Source organism: Coprococcus sp. OM06-34AC, assembly GCF_003462545.1.
Taxonomy (GTDB): domain Bacteria; phylum Bacillota; class Clostridia; order Lachnospirales; family Lachnospiraceae; genus Coprococcus; species Coprococcus aceti.
In genome coordinates this window covers 1-1,039 of record NZ_QTZF01000021.1, presented here as the reverse complement: position 1 = coordinate 1,039, position 1,039 = coordinate 1, and the positions used below count along the sequence as shown (strand labels likewise).

At 38.8% G+C, this 1,039-nt stretch carries 1 protein-coding gene; it reads left to right on the top strand.

The window, feature by feature from the left end; translation table 11 throughout:
- On the top strand, positions 1 to 995 hold a 995-nt coding region (locus tag DXB91_RS14230), incomplete at its 5' end, for a hypothetical protein (RefSeq protein WP_158564626.1).
- Positions 996 to 1,039: the final 44 nt, after the last annotated feature.

Here is a 1,039-nt window from a genome sequence, read left to right as displayed (position 1 = left end):
AGCTTGAACCGGAAAATCTAAAGGGAAGAGGACTCATAAAGGTCGATGGAGAAGTAATGGAATTCCAGACAGCGATAGCTACGGATAGGTGCGATGATATGGAACGTATAGAGTTACTTCGCAATATGTGTGCATCTATGGCTGAAGGAGCTACTGAGGTAGCGGAAGGTGTTCCTGAAATTCCAGAAAAACCTACGTGGGAGATATTCAAGAGGCGTAATGATGTTGCACAGATGTGTAATGGATATATGCTGCCGATAGGATATGACAGTGTAAGTGCGGAGGGATATGGAATAGACCTTAGGAGAACATTCTGCTATACAATTACGGGCAGAGCAAGAACTGGTAAGAAAAATGTTATGCGGTTATTGATGAATGCAGCACTGATGAGAAATGCAGATATAGTTGTTATAGAACATGGTTCCAATGAGTTCAAGCTTGATTCGGAATTGTTGGGAGCAACGTATATAGATAGCGAAGCAGCACAGGCAGATTACTTTACAATGCTGGTTCCAGAATTTGTGGAGAGAAATAAGTTTAAAAATCAGGTAAAGGAACAAGGCTATGATGAGAATGAAATATATAGCCAGATGACCCGGTTTAAGGAAACATACATTTTTATTGCAGATATGGAAGCGTTTTTAAATACATTGTATTCGCCGAGTGAAGGCATTACAAGAATTGTCCCATTTATAGAGAATGTTGTAGAGAAAGGCGCTCTGCACAACATATTCATTATAGGGTTGATTGATACAGCAAGTCAGTCAGAATGTCGTGGACGAAAAGTATATGATGTTATGACTGGATATCATATGGGAATACAACTGGGTGGCAATTGTGCTGAAACTTCATTTTTTAATTTTACTAATCTATCATTTACAGAGGCAAATAAGGTATACAAACCAGGTATAGGTATGATCCCACAGGATAATGATGATCGGAATGTATCGCAGATAATTATACCGTTATACAGGAGGCAGATAAAGCATGATTAAGTCCAGGTTGATTATGCCGGAAATAAATCAAGAATTTGATGTTC